This is a genomic window from Variovorax sp. RKNM96, assembly GCF_017161115.1.
GTDB lineage: Bacteria > Pseudomonadota > Gammaproteobacteria > Burkholderiales > Burkholderiaceae_C > Variovorax.
In genome coordinates this window covers 6,661,851-6,677,673 of sequence record NZ_CP046508.1, presented here as the reverse complement: position 1 = coordinate 6,677,673, position 15,823 = coordinate 6,661,851, and the positions used below count along the sequence as shown (strand labels likewise).

Sequence of the window (15,823 nt, the reverse complement as noted above, 5' to 3'; positions counted from 1 at the left end):
CATCCTCCCCATGAATCGTTTTTTCAATGCGCTCCGCGCACTGGTGCTGACCGCCGCTGCCTCGGTCGCCGTGATCGCTGCCGCCCAGGTGCCGGCACCGCCCGAAGTCGCCGCGCGCAGCTACCTGCTGCTGGACGTGACCGCGAACCAGATCCTCGCGCAGAAGGACATCGACAGCCCGGTGGAGCCGGCCTCGCTCACCAAGCTGATGTCGGCCTACATCGTGTTCGATGCGCTGCGCGCCAAGAAGATCACGCTGACCCAGACCTTCCCGGTCAGCCCGCGCGCCTGGAAGATGCCCGGCTCCCGCATGTTCATCGACCCGAAGATGCAGGTGCCAGTCGAAGACCTGATCAAGGGCCTGATCGTGCAGTCGGGCAACGACGCCACGGTCGCGCTGGCCGAAGGCGTCGGTGGCACGGTCGAGCACTTCGTCGAGCTCATGAACGCCCAGGCCAAGGCCCTGGGCATGAAGAACACCAGCTACAAGAACCCCGAAGGCCTCACGGCACCCGGCCACACCACCACGGCCCGCGACCTGAGCATCCTGGCGACCCGGCTGGTGCGCGACTTTCCTGAAGAAGCCAAGTACTACGCGATCAAGAAGTACCGCTATCCGGGCACCCCGTCGACCAACGACACCAACCGCAACCTGCTGCTGTTCCGCGATCCGACGGTCGACGGCCTGAAGACCGGCCATACCGAAGCCGCCGGCTACTGCATGATCGCCACCGCCAAGCGCGATTTTCCGAACCTGACCGGCGGTCGCCGGCTGCTGTCGATCGTTCTGGGCGCCTCCGGCGAGACCGTGCGTGCCAACGAATCGCAGAAGCTGCTGAACTGGGGCTACACGGCCTACGACGCCGTTCGCCTGTTCGACGCCGGCCAGCCGGCCGCCACGCCGGCGGTCTGGAAGGGCAAGGAGAACGTGCTGAAGCTGGGCCGTCCGGAAGCCATCGTCGTCGCGGTTCCCGCTGGCACCGCCAGCAAGATCAAGACCCAGGTGGCGCGTCCCGACCCGCTGGTGGCGCCGTTCACCAAGTACCAGGCCGTGGGCTCGCTCAAGGTGACGCTGGATGACCAGCCGGTGGCCGATGTGCCGCTTGTCGCGCTGGAAGCGGTCGAGCAGGCGGGCGTCTTCGGCCGCGCCTGGGACGCCATCCGCCTCTGGATCAAGTAAGAGGGCCGGGCAGATCGGGCCGCCAGCAGCCGCTGGCTGCAGCCTGACTTTGCCGTTTCAGGCTCGCCTGCTATACTCGTGGGCTTTTCGGAATTTTCCGAAGGGTTTCACGTTTTCGTTATTCCCGGCTTCCTTGGGTCACGACCAAGGGCGGTTTCACCACCAGGGCCGGGTTGTTTTGGACTAATTCATTCATGCCAACCATCAATCAACTGGTGCGTCAGGGTCGAACGGTCGAAAAGATCAATTCGAAGAGCCCTGCCATGCAGAACTCGCCGCAACGTCGCGGTGTCTGCACCCGCGTCTACACCACGACGCCAAAGAAGCCCAACTCGGCGCTTCGTAAAGTTGCCAAGGTCCGTCTGACCAATGGCTTCGAAGTCATCTCCTACATCGGCGGCGAAGGCCACAACCTGCAGGAACACAGCGTCGTGCTGGTTCGCGGCGGTCGTGTCAAGGACTTGCCCGGTGTTCGCTACCACATCGTGCGCGGTTCGCTCGACTTGCAAGGCGTGAAAGACCGCAAGCAGTCGCGCTCCAAGTACGGCGCGAAGCGTCCCAAGAAGGCTTAAGCCTTCCTGTATTCAAGAAACAAACGGTGTTCGATGGCCTTGGCGGGCTTGTCGAACGAAGTGACCCAATCCCGGGTCGAGTAAGTGAGAGTCCTGACTGGCTCTCGCGGTGTCGGAAACGATGCCAACTGAAGCAAAGAGGTTAGAAAAATGCCACGTCGTCGCGAAGTCCCCAAACGTGAAATCCTGCCGGATCCCAAGTACGGCAATGTCGAGCTGTCGAAATTCATGAACGTGATCATGGAAGGCGGCAAGAAGGCGATCGCCGAGCGCATCATTTATGGCGCGCTCGACTTCATCGAAAAGAAGAACCCTGACAAGGACCCGCTCGAAGCTTTCACCGTTGCCATCAACAACGTGAAGCCGATGGTCGAAGTGAAGTCGCGCCGCGTCGGCGGTGCGAACTACCAGGTGCCGGTCGAAGTCCGTCCTGTCCGTCGCCTCGCCCTGTCGATGCGCTGGATCAAGGAAGCCGCTCGCAAGCGCGGCGAAAAGTCGATGGCCCTGCGTCTGGCCAACGAACTCATGGAAGCCACGGAAGGCCGTGGCGGTGCCATGAAGAAGCGCGACGAAGTGCACCGCATGGCAGAAGCCAACCGGGCGTTCAGCCACTTCCGCTTCTAAAAATCAAACTTCGCTTGGGCGTTGGGTGTCGAGTGTCGGGCGTTGTGCCCGTGCTCGGGGCCCAGCGCTCAACGCATTTCAACCCGAAAGTAAATCATGTCCCGCAAGACCCCCATCGAGCGCTACCGCAACATCGGCATCTCCGCGCACATCGACGCTGGCAAGACCACGACGACCGAACGTATCCTGTTCTACACCGGTGTGAACCACAAGATCGGTGAAGTGCACGACGGTGCCGCCACGATGGACTGGATGGAGCAAGAGCAAGAGCGCGGCATCACGATCACCTCGGCTGCCACCACCTGCTTCTGGAAGGGCATGGCCGGCAAGTTCGAAGAACACCGCATCAACATCATCGACACCCCCGGCCACGTGGACTTCACCATTGAAGTCGAGCGCTCGATGCGCGTGCTGGACGGCGCTGTCATGGTGTACGACGCGGTCGGCGGCGTGCAGCCCCAGTCCGAAACCGTCTGGCGCCAGGCCAACAAGTACAAGGTTCCGCGTCTCGCGTTCGTCAACAAGATGGACCGCACCGGCGCCGACTTCCTGCGCGTGCGCCAGATGATGGTGGACCGCCTGAAGGCCAACCCCGTCGTGATCCAGATCCCGATCGGTGCCGAAGAGCACTTCCAGGGCATCGTCGACCTCGTGAAGATGAAGGCGATCATTTGGGACGAAGACAAGGGCGTGACCTTCACCTACGGTGAAATCCCCGCGAACCTGGCCGACGTCTGCGCCGAATACCGCGAAAAGCTCGTCGAAGCTGCTGCCGAAGCCAGCGAAGACCTGATGAACAAGTACCTCGAAGGCGGCGAGCTTTCCGAGGCGGAAATCAAGGCGGCCATCCGCCAGCGCACCATCGCCGGCGAAATCCAGCCGATGCTGTGCGGCTCGGCCTTCAAGAACAAGGGCGTGCAGGCCATGCTCGACGCCGTCGTCGAATACATGCCCGCACCGACCGACATTCCCCCGGTCACCGGCACCGACGAAGACGAAGCCCCCGTCACCCGCAAGGCTGACGACAGCGAGAAGTTCTCGGCGCTCGCATTCAAGCTGATGACCGACCCGTTCGTGGGCCAGTTGACCTTCGTGCGCGTCTACTCGGGCGTGCTGACCAAGGGCGATAGCGTCTACAACCCGGTGCGCGGCAAGAAGGAACGTATCGGCCGTATCGTGCAGATGCACGCGAACAACCGCGAAGAAGTCAACGAAATCCGCGCCGGCGACATCGCCGCCTGCGTGGGCCTGAAGGAAGTCACCACGGGCGAAACCCTGTGCGACCCGGCAGCCGTCGTGACGCTCGAGCGCATGGTGTTCCCGGAATCGGTGATCTCGCAGGCCGTCGAGCCCAAGACCAAGGCCGACCAGGAAAAGATGGGCATCGCCCTGCAGCGTCTCGCTCAGGAAGATCCGTCGTTCCGCGTCAAGACCGACGAAGAATCGGGCCAGACCATCATCGCCGGCATGGGCGAGCTCCACCTTGAAATCATCGTGGACCGCATGAAGCGCGAATTCGGCGTGGAAGCCAACGTGGGCAAGCCCCAGGTTGCCTACCGCGAAACGATCCGCAAGACCGTCGAAGATGCCGAAGGCAAGTTCGTTCGCCAGTCGGGCGGCAAGGGCCAGTACGGTCACGTGATCCTGAAGCTCGAGCCGCAGGAAGCGGGCAAGGGCTTCGAGTTCGTCGACGCCATCAAGGGCGGTGTGGTTCCTCGCGAATACATCCCCGCAGTGGAAAAGGGCGTTGTGGAAGCGCTGACGCAAGGCGTGCTGGCGGGCTATCCCGTCGTCGACGTCAAGGTCACGCTGCACTTCGGCTCGTACCACGACGTGGACTCGAACGAAATGGCGTTCAAGATGGCCGCGATCTTCGGTTTCAAGGAAGGCGCCCGCAAGGCCAGCCCCGTGATCCTGGAGCCGATGATGGCCGTGGAAGTCGAAACGCCTGAAGACTACGCCGGCAACGTGATGGGCGACCTGTCCTCACGCCGCGGCATGGTGCAGGGCATGGACGACATGATCGGTGGCGGCAAGTCCATCAAGGCCGAAGTGCCGCTGTCGGAAATGTTCGGCTACTCGACCACGCTGCGTTCGATGTCGCAAGGCCGCGCCACGTACACGATGGAGTTCAAGCACTACGCTGAAGCTCCGCGTAACGTTGCCGAAGCCATCGTGGCTGCTCGCGCTAAGTAATGTCTTTGCGGGACAGACCAGGATTTGCGCAGCAAATCTGCTCTGTCCCCAACTGATTAAAAGAATGTGGGGTCACGCAGTGCGTGGCTCTCTTTGTCTGCGATCCGGTGCCGCCACGTTCCCGTGCGAGGCGAACCAGCAATCGGGTGCAGACATAAAACCAATACACGGGAATGCTCTTTCAAGGATTGAAAAATGGCAAAAGGTAAATTCACCCGCACCAAGCCGCACGTGAACGTGGGCACGATCGGTCACGTTGACCACGGCAAGACGACGCTGACGGCTGCGATCGCAACCGTTCTGTCGGCCAAGTTCGGCGGCGAAGCCAAGGCTTACGACCAGATCGACGCAGCGCCCGAAGAAAAGGCCCGCGGCATCACGATCAACACCGCGCACGTCGAGTACGAGACGGCCAACCGCCACTACGCTCACGTGGACTGCCCCGGCCACGCCGACTATGTGAAGAACATGATCACCGGCGCCGCCCAGATGGACGGCGCGATCCTGGTGTGCTCGGCTGCCGACGGCCCGATGCCCCAGACCCGTGAACACATCCTGCTGGCTCGCCAGGTGGGCGTGGGCTACATCATCGTTTTCCTGAACAAGTGCGACATGGTCGACGACGCCGAGCTGCTCGAGCTGGTCGAAATGGAAGTGCGCGAGCTCCTGGACAAGTACGAATTCCCTGGCGACGACACCCCGATCATCCACGGCTCGGCCAAGCTCGCCCTGGAAGGCGACAAGGGCAAGCTGGGCGAAGAAGCCATCATGAAGCTGGCTGAGGCGCTGGACACGTACATCCCGACGCCCGAGCGCGCCGTGGACGGCACGTTCCTGATGCCCGTGGAAGACGTGTTCTCGATCTCGGGTCGCGGCACCGTGGTGACCGGCGCCGTCGAGCGTGGCGTGATCAAGGTCGGCGAGGAAATCGAGATCGTCGGCATCCGCCCGACCGTCAAGACCACCTGCACCGGCGTGGAAATGTTCCGCAAGCTGCTCGATCAAGGCCAGGCTGGCGACAACGTCGGCGTGCTGCTGCGCGGTACCAAGCGCGAAGAAGTCGAGCGCGGCCAAGTGCTGTGCAAGCCCGGCTCGATCAAGCCGCACACGCACTTCACCGCCGAGGTGTATGTGCTGTCCAAGGACGAAGGTGGCCGTCACACGCCGTTCTTCAACAACTACCGTCCGCAGTTCTACTTCCGCACGACGGACGTGACCGGCGCGATCGAGCTGCCCAAGGACAAGGAAATGGTCATGCCTGGCGACAACGTCAGCATCACCGTCAAGCTGATCAACCCGATCGCGATGGAAGAAGGCCTGCGCTTCGCCATCCGTGAAGGCGGCCGTACCGTGGGTTCGGGCGTCGTGGCAAAGATCCTCGACATCTAAGCCGGACGCAAAGGAAACATCATGGCTACCAAGCAAAAAATCCGCATCCGCCTGAAGGCGTTCGACTACAAGCTGATCGACCAATCGGCTGCCGAAATCGTTGACACCGCCAAGCGCACTGGCGCGATCGTCAAGGGCCCCGTGCCCCTGCCGACCCGCATGAAGCGTTTCGACATCCTGCGTTCGCCGCACGTCAACAAGACGTCGCGCGACCAGCTCGAGATCCGCACGCACCAGCGCCTGATGGACATCGTCGACCCGACCGACAAGACCGTGGACGCGCTGATGAAGCTCGACCTGCCGGCCGGCGTGGACGTCGAGATCAAGCTGCAGTAAACAGTAAGAACTCCCAGCGTCGCGTTTTGACAAAGCCCGCCTGCAGAAATGCAGGCGGGCTTTGTTTTTCAGGGCGTGGCTATGGCATCCTCTCGCACCGGTAAATCTTTCAAGCATCGGCCGCGGCTGAAACGAGGGCAGCACAACTATGAGTCATAAGTTCTCTTTTTCGTTGGGCGCGGCATGCATTGCAGCCGTACTGCTGGCGGGCTGCGGCGGTGGTGGTGGGGGCGGAGGAGGCGGAGGAGGATTTCCGATCCTTCCGCCAGGCAATTCGGTCGCTCTGACCGGCAAGGCCACCTACGAATCCGTTCCCAATACGAACGGGCCTCTTGTCTATTCCGCAACGACCGTCAAGCCGGTACGGGGCGCCGTGGTGGATGTGCTCGATGCGGCGTCATCCGCGACGCTTGCCACCACAGCGACCGACGATGCGGGCGCGTATTCGGTCAATGTGCCTGCAAACACCACGATCATCGTGCGGGTGAGAGCGCAGTTGACCCGCGCCGGCGCATTGCCGAGTTGGGATGTGAGCGTGCTCGACAACACGAGCAAGCCCCAGCCGAACGGCCTGTATTCGATGGCCTCCTCGCCTTTCGGAACGGGTGCAACTGCGCTGACGCGCGATTTGCGTGCCGCCACCGGCTGGGGTGGATCGAGCTACACCGAGGCGCGCGTGGCCGCACCTTTTGCCGTGCTCGACACGGTCTATACGGCGATGCAAAAGGTGCTGTCGGTTGCGCCGGGAACGGCGTTCCCTCCGCTCAAGATATTCTGGAGCCCGAGCAATGCACCGTCGACCGGCGTCGTCGACCTGCCGTCGGGCAACATCGGAACCACGTTCTTCATCAACAGGAGCACTGGCAAAGAGATCTATGTTCTCGGCAAGGAGGACTCCGATACCGATGAATTCGACGAATCGGTGATCGCGCACGAGTGGGGCCACTACTATCAGTCGTCCTTCAGCCGGGACGACTCGCCTGGTGGCGATCACGGTCCGAATGACCGCCTTGACCGCCGGCTGGCCTTTTCCGAGGGATGGGGCAATGCCTGGTCAGGCATCGCGCTCAACCGGTCCAACTATGCCGACTCAGTCGGTGTTCGGCAGTCGCGCCGAGGCAATCTCCTCGACTTGACGACTGGACCTTCGAGTAACCCAGGCTGGTATTCGGAGGATTCGATCCAGTCCATCCTTTGGAATCTCAATCGGCAGGTCGGCTTTCAGCCCATCCACAACGCGTTGACGGGGATCCTGTTCAGGAGCGGGGCGCCCGTCACGTCGATCCATCCCTTCGCCGCAGCTTTCAATGCGACGGCACCGGGCAGCGCATCGGCGTTGGCGGGCCTGCTCACCGGCCAAAATATCAGCGCGGTTTCAAACGATCCGTACGGGAGCCAGGAACAAAACAATGGGGGCGTGGCCGTGGCGCTGCCGATGTATCAGACGGCGACAGTGGGCGGCCCGGTCATACAGGCGTGTGTTTCCAACGAGGCGGGCAATGACAACAAGCTCGGCAGCTTTGCCTACATTCGATTCAGCGCGTCTGCGAACCGTGACTATCAGTTCGTGGTGAATGGCCCTGTCGGGCAGCCCGATTTCGATATCTACCGCGGCGGATTGATTGCCCGAACGAGCAACAGGGTCAGCCTGGGTGCTGGCGATTACGTTCTTGCGGTCAACGACCTCAGCAATTCCGGGGCAAAGCCATGTTTCAACGTCAGCATTCAATAGGGCGGGCCGTCATGAACATCCAACCACGTTCGATGATCTCCATGGCGGGGCTCGTGTTGGCTGCGTTGTCGCTGCCGGCCCTGGCCGACGGCGTGCCCAGTGCACGCCACGCCAAATCGACACCCCAACACGGAGGGGCCATGATGACTGCGGCACGCAAACCGAATGACTCCGGCGTCACGCTGCAAGCCCGCCTCGATGCCAAACCGCAGGTGGGGCGCGGCACGCCCGTGATCCTGCAGTTCGACGGTGTTACCGCCCCAGAGGGCGCGACGGTGGAGTTGAGTGCCGATCCGGGTCTGACGATCTCGGGCAGCGCGGCTCTGGCGTTGCCTGCGAACAAGCGAACCTCGGTCACCGTTACCGTGGTGAGCGAGCGGGAGGGCTTGGCTTACCTCAATGTGTTCATCACGCAAAAAGGCGCCACCAGCGCCATTTCCGTCCCCATTCAGACTGGCACCGCGGCTCCGGTCCTGAAGTCCTCCGGCGAGCTGAAAACCACGCCAGAGGGCGAAAACATCATCATGATGCCTGCCAAATAGGCAGGAAAACAGGCGAAAGAGGCCGGATCGCCCTCGAAAATCCGGCCTGCAACACCGCTTGCACGGAGCCCGCATCGCGGGCTATAATCGCTGGCTCTGCCCTTGGTGCGTCCGTAGGGGTGTAGTTCGAGCAGAGATTTATCAACCTCCTTCCGCAGGCCGGAAACCCTCAGGGGAATCAGCCAAACGCTGTCGCCAATTGAAGTGGCAGCGGCGAAGGGAGCTTCCATTTTTGGAGAAAACAAATGAGTCTGAGCAACTCCCTCGGGTTGCTGGGCCGCAAGGTGGGGATGATGCGTCTCTTCACCGATGACGGGGACGCAGTTCCTGTCACGGTGGTGGATGTGTCCAACAACCGTGTGACCCAGATCAAGTCCCAAGAGACCGATGGCTACGTCGCCCTGCAGGTGACGTTCGGTTCGCGCAAAGCATCGCGCGTGACCAAGCCCGAAGCCGGCCACCTTGCCAAGGCGGGTGTCGAAGCTGGTGAAATCATCCAGGAATTCCGCGTCACCGCAGAAACCGCAGGTCAGCACAAGGCTGGCGGCGTGATCGCAGCGGGCAGCGTGTTCTCCGTGGGCCAGAAGGTGGACGTGCAAGGCACTTCCATCGGCAAGGGCTTCGCAGGCACGATCAAGCGCCACAACATGAGCTCGCAACGCGCGTCGCACGGTAACAGCCGTTCGCACAACGTTCCCGGCTCGATCGGCATGGCACAAGACCCCGGTCGCGTGTTCCCCGGCAAGCGCATGACGGGTCACCTCGGCGATGTGACCAAGACCACGCAAAACCTCGATGTGTTCCGCATCGACGAAGCGCGTCAACTGCTGCTCATCAAGGGCGCGATCCCGGGTTCGAAGGGTGGCTTCGTCACCGTGCGTCCCGCCATCAAGGCCAAGCCGCAAGCGGCTGAAGGAGCGAAGTAATGCAACTCGAACTCCTGAACGAACAAGGCCAGGCCGCGTCGAAGTACGACGCCCCCGAGACCGTGTTCGGCCGTGACTACAACGAAGACCTGGTTCACCAGATCGTCGTTGCATTCCAGGCCAATGCCCGCCAAGGCACGCGCGCCCAGAAGGACCGCGAGCAGGTCAAGCACTCGACCAAGAAGCCTTTCAAGCAAAAGGGAACGGGCCGCGCCCGTGCCGGTATGACGTCCTCGCCGCTGTGGCGCGGGGGTGGCCGGATTTTCCCGAACATGCCTGACGAAAACTTCTCGCAGAAGATCAACAAGAAGATGTACCGCGCCGGCATGGCCGCCATCTTCTCGCAGCTCGCTCGCGAAGGCCGTCTGGCCGTGGTGGATTCGCTGACCGTGGATTCGCCCAAGACGAAGCCGCTGGCAGCCCGTTTCAAGGCAATGAATCTCGAGTCCGTGCTCGTGATCGCCGAAGAAGTCGACGAAAACCTGTACCTTGCCTCGCGCAATCTGGTCAACATCCTCGTGGTCGAACCCCGTTACGCCGATCCGGTGTCGCTGGTTCACTACAAGAAGGTGCTGGTCACCAAGGGTGCCGTCGACAAGCTCAAGGAGATGTTCGCATGAGCCGCGTGAACCCTACCGCCGCTGAACGTACGTTCGAAGAAGGCCGCCTGATGGCGGTGCTGGTCGCCCCGATCGTGTCCGAAAAGGCAACGATGGTCGGCGAGAAGTCGAACGCTGTCACTTTCAAGGTGCTGCAAGACGCCACCAAGCCCGAGATCAAGGCCGCTGTTGAACTGATGTTCAAGGTCGAAGTCCAGGGCGTGTCGGTGCTCAACACCAAGGGCAAGACCAAGCGCTTTGGCAAGTCCATCGGCCGCCGCGACAACGTTCGCAAGGCCTATGTGACGCTCAAGCCCGGTCAAGAGCTCAACCTCGTCGGGGAAGGCGCTTAATCATGGCCGTCATCAAGATGAAACCCACTTCGCCGGGCCAACGCGGCGCGGTGAAGATTTCGCGTGACCACCTGTTCAAGGGTGCTCCTCACGCCCCCCTGCTGGAACCCCAGTTCCAGAAGGCCGGCCGTAACAACAACGGTCACATCACGATCCGTCATCGTGGCGGCGGTGCCAAGCACCACTACCGCGTTGTCGACTTCGTGCGCAACAAGGACGGCATCCCGGCCAAGGTCGAACGCATCGAGTACGACCCGAACCGCACCGCCCACATCGCTCTGGTCTGCTACGCCGACGGCGAGCGCCGCTACATCATCGCCCCGCGCGGTCTTGAAGCCGGTGCAACGCTGTTGTCGGGCGCCGAAGCCCCGATCCGCGCCGGCAACACCCTGCCGATCCGCAACATCCCGGTCGGCTCGACGATCCACTGCATCGAACTGCAACCCGGCAAGGGCGCGCAGATCGCGCGTTCGGCCGGTACGTCGGCCACGCTGCTGGCTCGCGAAGGCGTCTACGCCCAGGTCCGCATGCGTTCGGGTGAGGTGCGTCGCATCCACATCGAATGCCGCGCAACCATCGGCGAAGTGGCCAACGAAGAGCACAGCCTGCGCCAACTCGGCAAGGCCGGTGTGAAGCGTCACATGGGTATTCGCCCGACCGTTCGCGGTGTGGTGATGAACCCGGTCGACCACCCGCACGGTGGTGGCGAAGGCAAGACTGGCGAAGGCCGCCACCCTGTCGACCCATGGGGCAACCTGACCAAGGGCTATCGCACCCGTAACAACAAGCGCACGCAGGTCTTCATCGTGTCGCGTCGCAAGAAGTAAGGGATAGCCCATGACTCGCTCTCTCAAAAAGGGTCCTTTCGTCGACCACCACCTGGTGGCCAAGGCCGACAAGGCCGTGACGACCAAGGACAAGAAGCCGATCAAGACCTGGTCGCGTCGTTCGATGGTTCTGCCCGAGTTCATCGGTCTGACCATCGCCGTGCACAACGGCAAGCAACACGTGCCTGTGTACATCACCGACCAGATGGTCGGCCACAAGCTCGGCGAATTTGCGCTCACGCGCACGTTCAAGGGGCACCCCGCGGACAAAAAAGTCCAGAAGAAGTAAGGAACGACCATGTCTGAAACACGTGCAGTCCTCCGCGGTGTCCGCCTCTCGGTCGACAAGGGCCGTCTGGTCGCGGACCTCATCCGCGGCAAGAAGGTCGATCAAGCGCTCAACGTTCTGCAGTTCACGCAGAAAAAGGCCGCTGTGATCATCAAGAAGGTGCTCGAGTCGGCAATCGCCAACGCCGAGCACAACGACGGTGCCGACATCGACGAGCTGAAGGTCAAGACCATCTACGTCGAGCAAGGTGCAACGCTCAAGCGCTTCACCGCGCGGGCCAAGGGTCGCGGCAATCGCATCAGCAAGCCCACGTGCCATGTGTACGTGACGGTTGGCAACTAAGAAGGCCTGGAAGAAATATGGGACAGAAAATCCACCCAACCGGGTTCCGCCTTGCGGTCACCCGTAACTGGTCCAGCCGCTGGTACGCAAGCGACCGCGATTTCGCGGGCATGCTGGCCGAAGACATCAAGGTTCGCGAATACCTGAAGAAGAAGCTGAAGAACGCTTCGGTCTCGCGCGTCATGATCGAACGTCCCGCCAAGAACGCTCGCATCACGATCTACTCGGCACGTCCGGGCGTCGTGATCGGCAAGAAGGGCGAAGACATCGAGAACCTCAAGCGCGAACTGGGCAAGCAGCTCGGCGTGCCGGTTGCGGTCAACATCGAAGAAGTGCGCAAGCCCGAAATCGATGCGCAGCTGATCGCCGACAGCATCACGCAGCAGCTCGAAAAGCGGATCATGTTCCGCCGCGCCATGAAGCGCGCCATGCAGAACGCCATGCGTCTGGGTGCCCTGGGCATCAAGATCATGTCGGCTGGCCGCCTGAACGGCATCGAAATCGCACGTACCGAGTGGTACCGCGAAGGCCGCGTGCCGCTTCACACCCTGCGCGCCGACATCGACTACGGCACCTCGGAAGCCAAGACCACCTACGGCGTCATCGGCGTCAAGGTCTGGGTCTACAAGGGCGACACGCTGGGTCGCAACGACCTGCCGGCTGTCGAAACGCCGCGTCCTGAAGAAGAACGTCGTCCGCGCGGTCCGCGCCGCGATGGCCGCCCGGGTGGCGACCGTCCGGGTTCGGATCGTCGTGGTCCCGGCCCCCGTGCCGGTGCCCGAGGCCCGATCGGTGGCAACACCGCTCCGGCCGATGGCAGCGACAAGCCCGCCGAAGCAACCGGCGGTGCCGGTGCAGACTCGAAACCCGCCGTTAAGCGCGTCCGCAAAGCCGCGCCAGCTGCAGCAGCTGACGGTGCCAAGACCGAGTAATTGGTCTTAGAACTACGGAGTAACAAAAATGCTGCAACCTGCACGCAGAAAGTTCCGCAAGGAACAAAAGGGCCGCAACACCGGCATCGCAACCACGGGTAACTCGGTTGCGTTCGGTGACTTCGGTCTCAAATGCACCGACCGCGGCCGCCTCACGGCGCGCCAGATCGAAGCCGCTCGTCGCGCGATCTCGCGTCACGTGAAGCGCGGTGGCCGTATCTGGATTCGCGTGTTCCCGGACAAGCCGATCTCGACCAAGCCCGCCGAAGTGCGGATGGGTAACGGTAAGGGCAACCCCGAGTACTACGTCGCTGAAATCCAGCCTGGCAAGATCGTGTTCGAGATCGTCGGCGTGCCCGAAGAACTCGCCCGCGAAGCGTTCCGCCTGGCCGCCGCCAAGCTTCCGCTGCGCACGACGTTCGTCGCTCGCCAGCTCGGCGCCTGAGAGGAGAACATCCATGGCAACACGTAAGAAAAAAGAAACCGCGGCTCCGGCCAAGGTCACCAAGGCTGCAACCCTTCGCACGAAGGACGTCGCAGGCCTCGAAGCCGAAATCAAGGACCTGCAGAAGGCCCATTTCGGTCTGCGCATGCAGAAAGCCACGCAACAGCTGTCGAACACCTCGACGCTGCGCGTGACGCGCCGCGACATCGCGCGCGCCAAGACCATTCTTGCGCAGAAGCAGCAAGAAACCCAAGCCGCCAAGTAAGGAGTGAACATGACGGAAGCTAAAAAATCCCTCAAGCGCACCTTGATCGGCAAGGTGGTCAGCGACAAGCGTGCCAAGACCGTGACCGTGCTGGTCGAGCGCCGTGTGAAGCACGAGCTCTACGGCAAGATCGTGGCCAAGACGAGCAAGTACCACGCCCATGACGAAAAGGGCGAGTACAAGCTGGGCGACACCATCGAGATCACGGAAAGCCGTCCGATCTCGAAGACCAAGAACTGGGTTGTGACCCGCTTGGTCGAGAAGGCCGTGCTGGTCTGATCGCCGAGTCGAACGACTCAACCGGAAACGGCCCACAATGTGGGCCGTTTTTCTTTTTCAGGAGCATTCAATGATCAAAGTCGGTGACACCCTTCCTTCGGCAACCCTGCAGGAATATTCCGAAGTCGAAGGCGAAGGCTGCAGCATCGGCCCGAACGCCGTGGACGTGAGCAAGGCCTCGGCCGGCAAGACCATCGCGCTGTTCGCACTGCCGGGCGCCTTCACGCCCACCTGCTCGGCCAAGCACGTGCCGGGCTACGTGCAGCACTTCGACGACTTCAAGGCCGCCGGCGTGGACGAGATCTGGTGCGTGAGCGTGAACGACGCCTTTGTGATGGGCGCCTGGGCGCGCGACCAGAAGACCGGCGCCAAGGTGCGCATGCTGGCCGACGGCAGCGCCGATTTCGCCAAGGCCACCGGACTCACGCTCGACCTGACGGGCCGCGGCATGGGCCTGCGCAGCAACCGCTATTCGATGCTCGTGAAGGACGGTAAGGTCGCGACGCTCAACGTCGAAGCACCGGGCAAGTTCGAAGTGAGCGACGCGGACACGCTGCTGGCGCAAGCCCGCGGCTGATCGATCGGCCGATCGATCAGAGATCGGCCTTGAGGTAGTGAGCCCCGGCGATGGGGTTGTGATAGTAGGGCGGCACCTCCACGAAGCCCAGGTCTTCGTAGAGTGCCCGCGCCGATTCCATGTCGTCGAGGGTGTCGAGCAGCACGCAGCCGTAGCCTGCGGCGCGCGCTGCATCGAGGATCGCCTCGGCCAGTTGCCGGCCCAGCCCCAGGCCTCGGAAGCCGGGTCGCACGAACAGCCGTTTCATCTCCGCCGCATTCGCATAGTCCGCATTGTCGAGCGGACGCAGGGCGCAGCACCCTGCCACGTGCGCCATCGAGCCATCGGTGCGCTGCAGCGTCGGAGCCTGCCGACCGGCTTCTTCCTTGATGTTCGCCGGATCCACGAGCGCCAGCACCAGCGTGCCGCGCGGCTCGGCGTATTCACCCGGCAGGCCGGCCAATTCGCTGTCGAAATCCTGGAAGTCCAGGTCGATGTTCAGCGAGGCCGCATAGTCGCGAAAGATCGCGCGCGCTGCATCGATCTCGTGGATTTCATCGGGCGTGAGCAGCACGACGACCGGCGTGTCCGCCAGCGGCAGGGGGCGTGAAACCGAGGAGCTCATACGCGCAACGACGCGACCCAGTACGCCACGCCCGCGCACAGCGCGAACAGCACCAGCGCCAGCCCGCGCGAAGCCGCATCGTCGCGGCTTCCGGCGACCTGGCCGTTTGCGCTCGAGACCAGCTTGTCGCCCGACACCATCGGCCGCACCAGGCGATGCCGCTTGACCAGTACGTAGAACAGCACGGCCAGCACATGCAGGCTCACGAGCGTGATCACGATCCACTTGCCCTGCGCCTTGTGCCAGCCGGTGGCAAAGCTCACGACCGCACCCGAGACGAAGCGGGTGAGCGGCCCGGAGGCGGAGATCTCGTCGTCGGCCAACAGCCCGGTGGCGACCTGGAACGCCAGGATCGCCAGCACCGCGAACACCGACAGCGCCCCCAGCGGCGTGTGCCCGATCAGGTGGTCCGGGTGCGCCCGCCCGCGCAGGTAGTTGACGACTGAGCCCGGCGCGTAGATGAACGCCGCAAAGCGCGACCAGCGTCCGCCCACGAAGCCCCACAGCAGCCGGAACAGCAGCAGCGCAAGCACCGTGTAGCCGAGGCGGAAGTGCCATTCCATGATGCCGTTCAGGCCGGTGCCGATCAGGCCGAGCACGGCAACGGCCAATGCCCAGTGAAAAAGACGTGTCGGCAGGTCCCAGACACGCGTAGGGGCCGCGGTGCTGGCGGTCGCCTGGAGGGCGGCCACGGAGGTGTCGGTCATCGATGGGGGCGCGGAGGCGTGAGGCTGCGGAAGGCGCAGATTAGCAAAGTCCGGGCGCAAGGCTGCTTCGGGTTGTTGCTATGCGCCCGACATGGGCTGCCCCTACA

General features: G+C 62.6%; 21 protein-coding genes. 19 read left to right on the top strand and 2 right to left on the bottom strand.

All coding sequences use genetic code 11. The annotated features are described in order from the left end of the window. The first annotated feature begins 10 nt into the window (after positions 1 to 10). From GNX71_RS31155 to GNX71_RS31065, 19 genes are all read left to right on the top strand, one after another. Positions 11 to 1,180, top strand: coding sequence for a D-alanyl-D-alanine carboxypeptidase family protein (locus tag GNX71_RS31155; RefSeq protein ID WP_206175969.1), 1,170 nt, complete (start codon positions 11 to 13; stop codon positions 1,178 to 1,180). A 194-nt stretch (positions 1,181 to 1,374) separates the two neighbouring features. Then, positions 1,375 to 1,752 carry a 30S ribosomal protein S12 gene (gene rpsL, locus GNX71_RS31150; RefSeq protein ID WP_013543948.1) on the top strand — a complete coding sequence of 126 codons (378 nt, stop codon included), beginning with the start codon at positions 1,375 to 1,377 and terminating at the stop codon, positions 1,750 to 1,752. A gap of 150 nt (positions 1,753 to 1,902) precedes the next feature. Continuing rightward, positions 1,903 to 2,376, top strand: coding sequence for a 30S ribosomal protein S7 (gene rpsG, locus GNX71_RS31145; protein ID WP_013543947.1), 474 nt, complete (start codon positions 1,903 to 1,905; stop codon positions 2,374 to 2,376). Between the two features lie 96 nt (positions 2,377 to 2,472). Then, a complete protein-coding gene (fusA, locus tag GNX71_RS31140) occupies positions 2,473 to 4,572 on the top strand; it encodes an elongation factor G (RefSeq protein ID WP_206175968.1) in 2,100 nt (699 codons plus the stop codon). Positions 4,573 to 4,767: 195 nt separating this feature from the next. Next, on the top strand, positions 4,768 to 5,961 hold the full coding sequence (gene tuf, locus GNX71_RS31135; RefSeq protein WP_012745744.1) for an elongation factor Tu: 1,194 nt from the start codon (positions 4,768 to 4,770) through the stop codon (positions 5,959 to 5,961). Positions 5,962 to 5,982: 21 nt separating this feature from the next. After that, positions 5,983 to 6,297 (top strand): 30S ribosomal protein S10, encoded by a 315-nt coding sequence (gene rpsJ, locus GNX71_RS31130; protein WP_007838118.1) that lies wholly within the window; start codon positions 5,983 to 5,985, stop codon positions 6,295 to 6,297. Between the two features lie 148 nt (positions 6,298 to 6,445). Further along, positions 6,446 to 8,029 carry a hypothetical protein gene (locus GNX71_RS31125; protein ID WP_206175967.1) on the top strand — a complete coding sequence of 528 codons (1,584 nt, stop codon included), beginning with the start codon at positions 6,446 to 6,448 and terminating at the stop codon, positions 8,027 to 8,029. An 11-nt stretch (positions 8,030 to 8,040) separates the two neighbouring features. Further along, positions 8,041 to 8,571 carry a hypothetical protein gene (locus GNX71_RS31120; RefSeq protein WP_206175966.1) on the top strand — a complete coding sequence of 177 codons (531 nt, stop codon included), beginning with the start codon at positions 8,041 to 8,043 and terminating at the stop codon, positions 8,569 to 8,571. A gap of 245 nt (positions 8,572 to 8,816) precedes the next feature. Continuing rightward, positions 8,817 to 9,497: a 50S ribosomal protein L3 gene (gene rplC / locus GNX71_RS31115; protein ID WP_013543943.1), complete on the top strand. Its 681-nt coding sequence runs from the start codon at positions 8,817 to 8,819 to the stop codon at positions 9,495 to 9,497. Next, the gene (gene rplD / locus GNX71_RS31110) at positions 9,497 to 10,117 is read left to right on the top strand and encodes a 50S ribosomal protein L4 (protein WP_013543942.1); all 621 of its coding nucleotides are present in this window, start codon (positions 9,497 to 9,499) and stop codon (positions 10,115 to 10,117) included. Before rplC ends, rplD begins: the two co-directional genes overlap by 1 nt. Further along, positions 10,114 to 10,449 (top strand): 50S ribosomal protein L23, encoded by a 336-nt coding sequence (gene rplW / locus GNX71_RS31105; protein ID WP_007838129.1) that lies wholly within the window; start codon positions 10,114 to 10,116, stop codon positions 10,447 to 10,449. The genes rplD and rplW overlap by 4 nt, the downstream gene beginning before the upstream one ends. A 2-nt stretch (positions 10,450 to 10,451) precedes the next feature. Continuing rightward, positions 10,452 to 11,276 (top strand): 50S ribosomal protein L2, encoded by an 825-nt coding sequence (rplB, locus tag GNX71_RS31100; protein WP_007838130.1) that lies wholly within the window; start codon positions 10,452 to 10,454, stop codon positions 11,274 to 11,276. Positions 11,277 to 11,286: 10 nt separating this feature from the next. Continuing rightward, positions 11,287 to 11,565 carry a 30S ribosomal protein S19 gene (gene rpsS / locus GNX71_RS31095; protein WP_007838132.1) on the top strand — a complete coding sequence of 93 codons (279 nt, stop codon included), beginning with the start codon at positions 11,287 to 11,289 and terminating at the stop codon, positions 11,563 to 11,565. 9 nt (positions 11,566 to 11,574) lie between these two features. After that, positions 11,575 to 11,907: a 50S ribosomal protein L22 gene (gene rplV, locus GNX71_RS31090; RefSeq protein WP_007838134.1), complete on the top strand. Its 333-nt coding sequence runs from the start codon at positions 11,575 to 11,577 to the stop codon at positions 11,905 to 11,907. Positions 11,908 to 11,924: 17 nt separating this feature from the next. Beyond that, the gene (gene rpsC, locus GNX71_RS31085) at positions 11,925 to 12,839 is read left to right on the top strand and encodes a 30S ribosomal protein S3 (RefSeq protein ID WP_093057771.1); all 915 of its coding nucleotides are present in this window, start codon (positions 11,925 to 11,927) and stop codon (positions 12,837 to 12,839) included. A gap of 28 nt (positions 12,840 to 12,867) precedes the next feature. Continuing rightward, positions 12,868 to 13,284 (top strand): 50S ribosomal protein L16, encoded by a 417-nt coding sequence (gene rplP / locus GNX71_RS31080; protein ID WP_007838137.1) that lies wholly within the window; start codon positions 12,868 to 12,870, stop codon positions 13,282 to 13,284. Positions 13,285 to 13,297: 13 nt separating this feature from the next. Next, positions 13,298 to 13,549 carry a 50S ribosomal protein L29 gene (gene rpmC, locus GNX71_RS31075; RefSeq protein WP_206175965.1) on the top strand — a complete coding sequence of 84 codons (252 nt, stop codon included), beginning with the start codon at positions 13,298 to 13,300 and terminating at the stop codon, positions 13,547 to 13,549. Between the two features lie 9 nt (positions 13,550 to 13,558). Beyond that, positions 13,559 to 13,828 (top strand): 30S ribosomal protein S17, encoded by a 270-nt coding sequence (gene rpsQ, locus GNX71_RS31070; RefSeq protein WP_015867662.1) that lies wholly within the window; start codon positions 13,559 to 13,561, stop codon positions 13,826 to 13,828. 70 nt (positions 13,829 to 13,898) lie between these two features. Beyond that, a complete protein-coding gene (locus tag GNX71_RS31065) occupies positions 13,899 to 14,405 on the top strand; it encodes a peroxiredoxin (RefSeq protein ID WP_093079077.1) in 507 nt (168 codons plus the stop codon). A 16-nt stretch (positions 14,406 to 14,421) separates the two neighbouring features. On the opposite strand, the gene GNX71_RS31060 is transcribed toward GNX71_RS31065, so the two are convergent. Continuing rightward, positions 14,422 to 15,009, bottom strand: a complete 588-nt coding sequence (locus tag GNX71_RS31060; protein WP_206175964.1) for a GNAT family N-acetyltransferase — start codon at positions 15,007 to 15,009, stop codon at positions 14,422 to 14,424. Continuing rightward, positions 15,006 to 15,716 carry a cytochrome b/b6 domain-containing protein gene (locus GNX71_RS31055; protein WP_206175963.1) on the bottom strand — a complete coding sequence of 237 codons (711 nt, stop codon included), beginning with the start codon at positions 15,714 to 15,716 and terminating at the stop codon, positions 15,006 to 15,008. The genes GNX71_RS31060 and GNX71_RS31055 overlap by 4 nt, the downstream gene beginning before the upstream one ends. Positions 15,717 to 15,823 lie beyond the last annotated feature (107 nt).